A 12957-nucleotide genomic window follows, 5' to 3' on the forward strand; every position below is an offset into this window, starting at 1 on the left:
AGGTTTTCTATATAAGTCCCGATCACCCTCAGGACCAAAATTTTCGCTCAAGGGTGATCAGACTTTGTGTTTTCATACACCATTAAAAATGAAAGTCGATTTCTGTTTGAATTGCTTTTTTAACTTTAGTAAAGGTTTTTTCCAAGGAGATATCTCGTAATCGTACTTGATCGTCTAACACAATCGTACGCAGAATATGCTGATAATCTCTGGTCATTCGTTCCGCGGTTTCTGGTGTAAATAGGCTTGTCGCATATTCCAATTCGAAATGAAGTCGATTATCTTGCTCTTTTGCTTCTAACGTAAGATCGAATTTTGCCACTTTAGTAGCATATGGATATGATGAAACCCGCATGCCCTCCAGTTCTATTTCTGGGATTTCCATGTTTTGCATAGTAAACATCGTATCGAATAGTGGATTGCGGCTAAGATCACGTGAAAGCTTCAATGATTCAGGCAATTGCTCCATCGGATACTGCTGGTGCTCAAATGCCTGAAGGATAAGTTGCTTCACTTCGCCAAGATATTGTACGAATGTTTTATCGCTTTGAGGCTGCGTACGTATTGGTAGGATATTAATGAACATCCCCATTACGTTTTCAAGATCAGCATGCGAACGCCCGGCAACCGCAGTACCTGTAATAATATCCTCTTGATTGGCATATTTGGCCAGTAATATCTGATAAGCCGCCATTAACAACATGAAAAGGGTTGTATTGCTTTTTTTACTTACCTCATATACTCCTTGACTTATATCCGAATCAAGCACGAAACGTATCCGTTCACCCTCAAAACTCTTCATTTTTGGGCGCTCCCAATCCGTTGGAAGCGAGAGAACAGGAACTTCATTAGCAAACATGTTTTTCCAGTATTCCCCTTGTGTATCCATGATTTTTTTGCCCTCTTGCGCCTGCCAATTGGTAAAATCCTTGTACTGAATAGACAGTGGAGCAAGCTCTTTACCTTGATATAAATCCATTATTTCCCGAATAAATACTCCCAGAGACACACCATCAGAAATAATGTGATGCAAATCAACGAATAACAAGTGTCTTGTAGCCGACAACTCCGCGATTGTAACTCGAAGTAATGGAGACTTGCTCAAATCAAACGGCTGGACAAACCGTTTGATTTGTTCCTCAATCTCGCGCTCCTCTACATTTATGTCATTGAGAGTTAGCTGAGATTCTTCTTGAATAATTTGCATCGGCTCCCCATCTACTAGGTCAAACGAGGTGCGTAGGCTCTCATGACGATGTACGATTTCTTGCAATGCTTTTTCAAGGCGTCCTTTATCCAGCTCACCTTCCAACAGCAGAATGCCCGGCATATTATAGCTGGTGCTTTCCATATTTAATTGATGCTGTAGGAAGAGACTCTTCTGTCCGTCAGATAATGGATAACAATCCTTTTTTGGAGCTGGCTGAATGGAAACATGCATGCTTTTCTGTGCATTACGAAGATACGTAGCCTGCTCCTTGATCGTCGGCATTTCAAAGATTTGCCGTAGACTCATCTCGACATCAAAAACCTTGTGAATACGTGATAACAGCATGATTGCCTTTAATGAATGCCCACCGTTTTCAAAGAAATGATCGGTCACGCTGATTCCCTTTATTCCAAGCACGCTTTCCCATATTTGAAGCAATTTTTCTTCTGTTATATTTGCTGCTTTCACTGATTCTCTTGTTTCATCGCTTACAGGTACAGGTAACGCTTTACGATCTACCTTTCCATTTGTATTCACAGGCATCTTATCTAATTGGATCAGGTAGGAAGGAATCATATATGCAGGTAATACCTTCGATAAGATTGCCTTCACTTCTGCGTTATCGATCTGGCTGTTGCAGACTATATATCCGCAAAGATACTTATTGCCAAATTCATCTTCAAGATCAGTGACAATTGCTTCATTGATGGCCGGAATTTGAACCAATTTGCTCTCAATCTCACCTAATTCGATTCGGAAGCCACGAATTTTTACCTGATGATCCTTGCGTCCATAGAATTCGATGATTCCGCCTGGGAGCCATCTTCCTAAATCCCCTGTTTTATACATACGCCGTCCTTTTTCTACAGGAAACGGATCATCCATAAATGCTGCTTGAGTTCGCTTGGTATCATACAGGTATCCACGACCTACTCCAATCCCAGAGACAAGAATTTCACCTTTTACACCAATTGGGCACTGCTGAAGGTTTTCATTCACAATGTAAATATTAAAATTTTGCAATGGCTGTCCAATTGGAATAGTCGGCATATCTGGTACTGTATCCATATAATAATGGGTGATGTCGTCAGATGCCTCCGTAGGACCATAAGCATTGATTATTGGAATGGAAGGATACAGGCTGAACCATTTCTTTACTACGTTTTGTTTAAGAGTCTCTCCTGTGACTAACAGGTACTCAAGTGACTGGAAGGTTTGACATTCTTTTTCCAACAAATCAAGCATGACTGACAAATAAGAAGGAACCACCTCTAGTACAGTAACACTGTCTTGTCCTACTTGATCGATAAAGTGCTTTGTATTGAGAATCAGCTCATTGGGATAGATCACTGTAGTTCCGCCGCATACAAGGGCAACAAAAAACTGCCATACCGAAATATCAAAGCAATGGGAAGAATTTTGCGCAACGATACTTTCTGATGTTATTTTTACTCCATCAACCTTCGCAAAAATATGGTTCATCATCCCGATATGCTCCACCATCGCACCTTTTGGCTTTCCAGTAGAGCCAGACGTGTAAATAACGTAAGACAACTGATTCATATCAAGCGGTATGTTTACGTTATCTGCACTTTCCTTCATAAGATCATCTCTAATTTGGTCGAGACAGATTATTCTTCCCGCAAAGCCATTTCTTACTGTGTCGCTAACCAAATCACTTGTAGTTAGTAGTACCTGTGCTTGCGATTCCTGTAGGATTCCAAGCACACGATCCAGCGGATATTCTGGATCAATTGGCGTATAAGCAGCTCCTACCTTCCACACAGCAAGGATGCTTTCTACCATACGTGGAGCTCGCTCCATGTAAATACCGACCAATCCTTCTGTTGTTAGTCCTGTTTTACGTAGGAGATGACCCAGTCGATTCGCCCCTTCATTTACTTCTTGGTAGGTTATCTGACAATCTTGGTAATGCAACGCTACCTTCTTAGGCTGTTTCAGCGCGTAATCTTCTACATAATGGTAAATCGAACGTTCTGTGTCAAAAGCTTGCTCTGTTGCGTTAAATTGATCAATAATCTCCGCTTGATTTCCCAGATAGTCTAATTCCGACAAGGTATTCTTTCCATCTGTAATCTGCTTAGCTATATGAATGAAGCAATCTAAAAATGATTCACCCGGAAATAGCTGTTGATCATAGTAAACGGAAAGCTCAACGGTATCTGATAACGCTTTGACCCATATATTAACCTGTCGCTCAGAATAACGAGGATGATAATAGTGAATATAAGTCATCTCTTGACAAACCGGAATCATCGTAAAGTTAAGATAATTGAAGTAAAAAGATACTTCTTCTTCCCCTATGATATTTTTTTGCTCCATCATGGAAATATCTCGATAGGCATGATCTTCCGATTTTATTTTCATCAAGTGAGCGAAATAGTCTTTCATTTCCATATCTGGTTTGAAAATATGACGTGGAAACAATAAGGGTGTCACTTGATAAAAGTTTCCGACAGTATGGGAGTACTCTCGCGAACGTCCATTAATAACATTGCGTATCAGAAAATCGGATTGCTGGTTGCTATAAATTTTAACCAACAAACCATATACCCCCCATAAGAAATGGGATAGCCGTACCTTCTCCTGTTCACAATATCTCTTGATCTGTACAAACAATTCAGCTGGTATCCGAGTGGTTTGACTTACAACTGCAGATTCCTGTTCTATACCGCTAGTAGAAAGTTGCTCCACATTAGAAAGCTTTTCCTTCCAATGTTTTTTGATGATATTGGTATCAAACGATTGTAAGTTATCCGAAACATAAGCAGGGAAGCTCTCTGTTTCCTTTGGTTTATATTCTGTACCGTTCTCCAAAGCTTCATAGCTTGCGATGATATGCTCAATAATAATTTTTACTCCTACACCATCAATGATGAGGTTATGAGCTAAAATACAAAACGTATGATTCCCAGCCTGATCAGTAGCAAATACGAATCTGACAAGCTTTGGCTCAAATAAGTTCCATGGAACGTTTAGCTCCTGTTCAATCAGCTTTGTTATAAAAGCACTGCTTGTTTCGGCTCCCTCTGTTTTGTATTCTTCGTAGGAAAACGGACTATTTTTCTTTACAGCTTGATAAAGTGTAGCGCCATTCTTAAGTAGATGAGCATGAAGCTGCGGTGTCTGATTAAAAACATGCTCGGTTGCCTGCTTCCATCGCTCTTGATTGATCTTTGCTGGGAGATCGATGGAGGTGGAGAAAAGATAACATAGCCCATTGTTTTGAGTAAGCAAAATATCGTAATACATGTCTCGTTGAGTGGTTGTCAATGGATAAACACATTCATAATCAGACTTTGATAAGGCTAAATGGTTAAATAATGAGTTTTCCGTCCCGTTACTCATTTGTATCTTACTAATTTCGCTCATAGGATGCTCAAGCAGCTCTATCAGTAGCTTTTTGAACCAATCGATCAATACATCCAGCTTTGTTTCGCTAAAAATAGCAGCATTGCATTCCATAAGGCAGGATAAACCATCATTCGTTTCTTGGATTAACAAGCTTACATCACTACGAGTAGCTGCATTTTTAACCTCAAAAGGTGTCAGCGTTAATTCCCCTGCTGATAAGGTATTTGGCAATTCATGATCTGCGCTTTGATACGTAAAGCCTGCGCGGACCTTTTCAATAGGAAATTGAAGCCGCTCTACCATGTATTCCAGTGGGTAATCCTGATTTTCAATCATTTCCACAATTTGCTGTTTCATCTCTTCAATTATATGCAGCCATGTTTTATTACTCGTCACCTGTAAGCGGACAGGTAGTGTATGGACAAACATACCTACCATATTTTCGACGAACGGATGAGTACGACCAGAGGTTACTGTGAGTACCGCTATATCCTCGGTGTAGCAGCATTTAGCAAGAAAAATCTCATAAACGGCAAATAGGGTATGATATAAGGTTGCCTTGCACTGATCACTGATTTTTTTGAGAGCTGCTGTTGTTTCTGCATCGATCTTGAAGCTTTGCACATGCCCCCGGCCATTTTGAGTCGAATTCACGTCAACATCAACCGGCAAATTTAATTCAGGAAGCGGTTCAGCTAGTAGATTACGCCAATAGGTTTCTTGCTTCTGCACATTTTCTGTAGATAAGAATGAATTCTGCCAGGCTGCAAAATCCTTATAGGTGGCACTTAGTTCTGGCAACTGTTCACCCTGATATAAATGAAGCAGTTCTTTTATCAGGATATTCATGCTTAGTCCATCTGAAATAATATGATGCATGTCCAGTAGTAAAATGTGCTTTTCCTCTGCGACTTTTACTAGTTGCAGACGTATTAGAGGTGCCTCAGAAAGCACAAAGGGTTGAACAAATTCCTCTGTGAGACTACTTAGCTGTTCCTCTGTTCCTTCTGTATACACCAATGGAATGTCTACTTCATCGTGAATTTGTTGAACAATCTCTCCCTCTCTAAGGTGAAAAGATGTTCGCAATGATTCATGCCGAGAAATAACATGCTTAATCTGTTCACGAAGTTTTGCATAGTCCAAATTTCCTTCGATACAAATCCCGACAGGCAGGTTATAGCTAGTTCCATTCTGGGCTTCCTGCTCTGCTAGAACGTATAACCTTTTTTGAACAGAAGAAACCGGATAATCATCTTGTTTTGTCAATTTCGTAATAAGAGGTACACCCATACCAGTTCCCTGTACAGTATTAGCCGCTAGTTCCCTGATGGTTGGATAGAGAAACATATGATGCAAAGGGATAAAGCAATCAAATTCCTTCTGCATTCTCATAGCAATGGTAGATGCCTGTAGAGATTGACCGCCTAAATCAAAGAAGTTATCTTCCGTGCCAAATTGCTTACTTTCTAAAACATCACTCCAAATCGCCCAAATTTTTTCCTCCGTATCATTGGCAGGTAAAGTAAAACCACTCTCAACTTCTTGGTAGGAAAATGGATCAGGTAATTCAGAAAGATCGAGCCCTCCAGCACTGCGTAGAGGCATTCCCATTTGTTTTACAAAATGAGTAGGCCGCATAAATTCTGGAAGACAAGACGATAGGAACGAGCGAAGCTTTTGAATATTCAATTGATCTGGCTGACTAGTAAAGAGATACGCAGACAGAAGCTCTTTATTGTGGGCCTGATCATCAGCATTCCTCACGATTGCTCGATCTACACCAGGAAATAGCTCCAGCACGGCTTCAATTTCTTGTGTATAAATGCGATGGTTATTACGTCTCGCTTGGTTATCTGTGTTTCCTATATACTCCAATTCGCCTTCTGGTAAGAATCGAGTTAATTCCCTGGTCGCATACGCAAATTGTTTATCAACATGTCCCCATGTAAGGTACAAATTCCCTGCTACACCCACTGGTACAGGCTGTCTCTGATCATCTACGATCTCTGGTTGAAAAAAGCCTATTGGATAACCTAATGGAACCTTTTGCAGGTCCGCCCGTTCTCGGTCAAATGCTTCATGTGCTGTTATAAGCATCGGAACTTTCTTCATGCTAAAGGTGCGCAACAGCCTTGAACCACTCGGCAAAAATTCCTTCCATTGAGCTAGGTGTTGGTAAAGTAATACTTCTGCATCAAGGACAATAAGCTTGAGCAGATCAACTTCTTGTAGGGAAGTCAGTATACGCTTTGTATGCTCGTCTAGCTGGCTACCCTTATGAATGAAAATGGTTTTTCCAGTGTCATTGCTTTTGCCAAGGAAAGCATCATCTTGATGAGCAATTCGTAGAGTCGCTCCATTTACTAGAGCTGGTATCCACAGCTTTTCCCAGAAGCCTGCTTCATCAGCCGAAGTAATATATACACAATCTGAGCTTGTAAGCTCACATTTTTCTTTTACTGCCTCTGCATAACACATGAGCTGTTGATGTGTAAAGCCGCCAACATCTGGTACGATTTGCACCATTTTGTCTTTGCGATTCTGTGATTGTAGGTTTGTAGAAGCTACCTGTTTTACATCTTCCTGTATTTCTTGAAGATCAATAATCTGCTTAGCATGCTCCTTGACAAATGCTGTCGCTTCTCGTGTTATGACTACCGCATGCTGTAATAGATCGCTCGGTTCTTCATTTAGATAGGTGTACGTGTAGCCTGCTTTTATCACAGCAAGAATACTTACAATCGCTTCTATAGAAGTAGGTAAGCAAATGATCATTTGCTGATTTGGTTCGATATTCATCTGCTGTATCCAGTGCGCTAATTGATTAGACTGCTCATGAAGGGATTGATACGTAATTTCGCTATTCCCGCATAAAACAGCATTCTTGTCGGGATGCTCAAACGCCCATTTTTCTACCTGCTCATGAATAAACAATTGATCCTTACTTTCTAGAAGGACTTGCTCTTTCAGGTTCTGCGACGCTTTCAGATGATGTGTAAGCAGTGGTATACCGGAAAGTGAGCGATCAGAATAACGGACCAAATCCTCTACTAATCTAGCAAATCCATTGATCCATCCATCTATGATTCCATGTTCAGAGAGATCAGCATTGTATTCAAATTCAAGATGTAATTCGGCCCCTACTTCAATAACATTAAGTCCGATATCCTGCTTGGTTGTAACCTTAGGAAAAGGTACAAACTCTACTGCACATTCAGGAAATTGCAAATTGCCTGTCGGCCGATCCATGTTGAAGGTTGCAGTAATTCCAGGTAGCTTAGGACTCTTTGCTTGAGCTGCTAGCATTTTGCCAATTAAAGCCATTGAGCAATGCTGATATTGGTAAACCTCAAAGGCATTCTTTTTCACTACGCTACTAACCTTTTCAAAGGTCATATCTGGCTCAATGTGCCCATGAATCGGTAGCATATTTACACATTGCCCTACTAAATGTGAGGAGCCTGCAAGCGCTTGTCCTCCACTAGGGATACCAATGAACATCGAATTTTGACCTGTTATCTTATGCAAAAACACCTGAAAAGAGGCTAAAAGAGTCATAAATAAGCTATTTCTCTGCTTCTTACTAAACTCTCTTAGTTTGTTTACAACATCGGCTTGTAGAATGAGAGTTGTGCGATTTCCTATGTAGCTACGTTTTGCAGGCTTCATTTTTGAACTTGGAAAATCCAGTACTTCAAACGGTTTTGTACTCTGTTGCTCCCAAAAAGGTACTGCTTCTGAAAGCTGACTCTGCTGCTTATCTTGCCATGCGATAAAATCTCTATACTGCATAGGCTCAGGGAGAACTATTTTCTGATCATGATAGGCAGCGGTATAAAGCGACTCCAATTCCTTTACAAGAATACCTACTGACCATCCATCAGCAATAATATGATGGATAATGAAAACGAGCTGATAAACATCTTTTTCTATTTGCAGGATATAGGCTTTAAATAACGGACCTTTTTCCAGATGAAAGACTTGTTTACCCTCGTTATCCATCCACGCCTGTGCTTGTTTTTTGGCATCCACGCCCGGTTGATCTAAAAAATCAACCAATGGTACGTCAAGCACCATTTTGGGATGGATACACTGATATTCGCCATCTGCGCTTATCGTTGTTCGTAGGGATTCATGTCTATCAACAAGTTGCTGTATGGCATCACGCATGCTATCCACTTTTAATTGACCTGTTAGTTGAAGCACGAAGCATTCATTATACGAACGCGACTCTTCTTCTCCTAATTGACAAAAAAACCATAATTGCTTTTGCTCTTCTGATAACGGTACCTGTAGCTTATTTTTAACTCCCTTATCTAGGCTCTCTTCTAAGGGAGTGTCAGGAAAAAAACCTGCTTTCTTCATCTCCTCTATACTGTCTTTAACTGCGTCAATGATTTTTTCGATATCTTGATCAGTATGAGCAGTGGACAAGAAGCAGTTTCTTCCTTCCCAGGTATAAATACCACGGAACAGCAGATGGTAAAATAATATTTCTTGCGTACCTTTTAATACAAAACGGAACAAAGAGCCAAAATGAACCATTCGAATAGAGATATTTTGTTCTCTAAAATAAGCGTTAAGCGTTTGGCACATACGTGCTGTTCGTTGGTTTACCTCTTCTTGTAGGGTACTTCCTTGTTGTTTCAGATGCTCTAGAGTCACTTTTGCGGCTACCATGGTCAAGGGATGATGGCAAAATGTCCCTGCAACGAATGTACGCTTTTCCGCAACTGGTGGATAAGATTGATCACCGTATTGCCAGTATCCTCCGTCAATACAATCTAAATAGGCAGTTTTTCCAGCAACAACACCTATAGGCATTCCGCCTCCAACAATTTTCCCATAGGTTACCATATCAGCCTGAACACCAAACCATGCTTGGGCACCGCCGGGATGGATACGGAAACCGGTAATCACTTCATCAAAAATGAGGGCTGTGCCAAGCTCAGTTGTCAGAGCACGCAAGGAGTGTAAAAACTCTTTTGGCTGTAATTCTGGATCACGGCTTTGAACTGGTTCAACCAATACCGCTGCTAGATCATCGGCATTCTCCCGGATGATTTGCAAGGCCTTCTCACTGCCATATTCAAGCACCAAAATATCATCGCTCATGCTTGCTGGAACACCTGGAGCCATCGGTTTGGAGCTACCATCGTCTTTAGCCGTATCAGTGCGAGCTAAGATACCGTCAAAGCTGCCATGGTAAGAGCCTGCAAAGATAGCAATTTTCGAGCGGCCCGTATAAGCTCGGGCTATCCGGACAGCAACCATAACCGCTTCCGTACCTGAGTTATAAAAGGCAACCCGATCTACTCCTGCGATTTCAGAAATTAATTCAGCCACTTCTCCGCTTAATCGTGACATGGGACCTACAGGGAAGCCTCGCTTCAACTCTTCATTGATAGCCTCTGTGATAAAGGCAGGATTATGTCCAAGCAGGTTAACCCCAAATCCCATGCATATGTCAATATATTCATTTCCATCGATATCCCACAGCTTAGAACCCATAGCTCGATCGCTAACGATTGGGTATATCATTTCTTTCCAGTTGGAACGATATCCCGCCACATTTCGATTATTAGCAAGTACATTGCGATAGTTTTGCGCTAACAGCTTGGAGGAGCGAGTTTTGTCAGAATACCTCGTTATAAAATCCTGTAGATGGCTACGTTCTTGCATTGTTACATTATGTGCTGACTCAAAAGAAACCTTTTGATAGGGAACGAACACTTCTTTTTGGTTGTTTTCTTTTGCTAGATTTCTAAAACCAACAGGAGGTTCTTGTACAATCGTAGCTTCTCCTCTAGCTTGTAAACGACGCTCATCAATTGCTATAGGAGCTGGGGCTAAGCTCTCCCTCTGACCATTCGGCTGTAGTAAACGAAATACATCCAGTTGTTTTGCCATTATTTCTAATTGCTGACTCATCAATTGCTCAAGCCCACCTAGATCGGTCTGTCCATGTCCATTGCCCGTTGGAACTGGTTGATAGTCAGATACGTGTGGTTGAGAAGCCTCTCTACTTGCTACCTGTACAGTTTCTTCAGATGGTTTCGTAGCCATAGCCTCGCACTTCATAGAACTTGCAAAAAAACTGTCAGGTAAGACTTGCGCTAGATAATTTGCTACATTGTATGTGTTATTTAATTCTTCAAAAAACATAGTAAAGGATATTTGAACACCGTATGTATCCTTGATTTGGTTGTTCAGTTGAATAAATAGAATTGAGTCAAATCCTAGATCATAAAAATTAGCATGCACATCAAATTCTTGCTCATTTATTTCTGCTTGCGTGCACACCATGTGTTTTACGTTCTGTAAAATCGTTTCTATTCTCTGACTCTCAAAATGATCGTTGTTTACTTCAGAGTTAGTAGAATGTGCATTCAAAATGTTTCCCTCTCTTTCGTCGATACATGCTGTTCGGGATTCAATCCAATATCGCTTGCGATCAAATGGATACACAGGTCCGCTGATCCTTTTTCGCTTTTCATTCCTATAGATAAGATCCCAGTCAATAATCGCTCCTGACACATATGCCTGACATAAGCTGACTAAGGCTTCAGAACTTGTCCGGTCTGTATCCAGGTATTTCTGGGCTGCTTCTTTTGCTTCTTGCGTAAATTCTTGAATTTCTCGCTCGCTAACTTTTCCTTTTGAAAGATCACACTGTTGTTCGCGTACGATCTTATGGATTCCATAGAATACATGATGACTCACATGTAATCTGGATTCGTTTGGATGAACTGCTGATAATACGGTAGCTGCTTGTTCTAACTCTTCTATCAATTCCTGTTTGGTAGAAAATGCAAGAGCAAGACGATGAGAATAATGTGCGCGGCCTCTGTTAGCCGTATAACAAATATCTGATAAAATCTCATCTGGTTTATCCGACAAAAAACGGATATATTCTTGTACCAGCGCTTGAAGAGAGGTCAAGCTTTTGGCAGAAATCGCTAAAACTTCAATTCGCTGAGGCAAATAATCTGCTGCCTCATCCTCCTGTACGGGAGCTTCCTCTAAGATGATATGGCAATTTGTTCCACTTAATCCAAAGGAGCTAATACCGCATCGCAAAGGTTCTTCCTTTGTTTCCCATGTACGCAAAGCCGTATTAACATAAACCGGCGAATTCTCAAATGCAATCTGACGATTCGGCATTTCAAAATGAAGAGTCGGTGGGATTTTCTTGTGTTTTAATGCTAGAACCGATTTGATAATCCCTGCTAAGCCGGCTGCTGCTCCTAGATGACCAATGTTTGATTTAACAGATCCGATTGCACAAAATTGGCTACGATCCGTGAATGTACGAAATGCTTTTTGGATGGCCTCTACTTCGATAGGATCACCTAACGCCGTACCCGTACCATGCGCTTCTATATAAGAAATGGTTTCAGGTTCAATACCTGCATCCTGCCAAGCGGCAAGAATTACTTCTTTTTGAGCCAGTACATTAGGTGCAGTCAGACCATTGGACGTACCATCATGATTAAGCGCACTTCCTTTAATCACTGCATAGATATGGTCACGATCATGAATGGCTTGGTGCAGCGGTTTTAAAATAAGGGCGGCCACACCTTCTCCCACCCCTGTTCCATCCGAATTCCTATCGAAAGCCCTTGTACGTCGTGTCGATGATTCAATCCCTAGTTTTAATTCATTGTCTAACGGCATAAAATGAAGACCTACACTCCCGGCAATGGCCATATTGCATTCTCCGTTACGGAGAGCTTGGCAAGCGGTATGTATAGCCACCGCCGATGAGGAGCAAGTCGTATCAATTGTTAATGACGGACCTCTCAAATCTAATAAATATGCGATTCGACTGGCAATAATCGGTGACAAATTGCCTGGTATAAACAAAGGGATCGATTCATGTCCCACTTCTTTTATCAATCCTTTGTAATCATGCAAAGCATCTCCACTGAATCCCACGTATACGCCTGTCTTGCTACCTTTGCATGTTTCACCACCGTAGCCCGCATCCTCAAGAGCATGCCATGCTGATTCCAAAAACAAACGCTGGGTTGGACTCATGTACGAGGCTTCTTTAGGTGAGAGCCGAAAAAATGCAGCGTCAAATTTGTCGATTTCTTCTAAGAAGGCACCCTCATAATAAGTATCTTCAGCAGTAGATTTAATCGTACGTAGATACGCTTTTGTATCGGCCTGCCTAGATTCAGGGAAAGGACCTATACAATCCTCTCCATTGCAGAGATTATTCCAAAAAGCTTCCAAATGAGACGCCTTAGGAAATTGACCAGACATACCAATAATTGCAATCGATTTTTTATCAACAGCTTTAATGTCACTCTCAGTTTCGCTGATTAAGCTATCTAATTTAAATGAATCAAAATTAAGCACAG

The 12957-nt window shown here is 41.1% G+C and carries 1 protein-coding gene; it reads right to left on the reverse strand.

All coding sequences use genetic code 11. The annotated features are described in order from the left end of the window. Nucleotides 1–82: 82 nt before the first annotated feature. On the reverse strand, nt 83–12955 hold the full coding sequence (locus tag BRLA_RS12840) for a non-ribosomal peptide synthetase (protein WP_003336215.1): 12873 nt from the start codon (nt 12953–12955) through the stop codon (nt 83–85). Nucleotides 12956–12957 lie beyond the last annotated feature (2 nt).

The organism is Brevibacillus laterosporus LMG 15441 (genome assembly GCF_000219535.2).
Taxonomy (GTDB): Bacteria; Bacillota; Bacilli; order Brevibacillales; family Brevibacillaceae; genus Brevibacillus_B; species Brevibacillus_B halotolerans.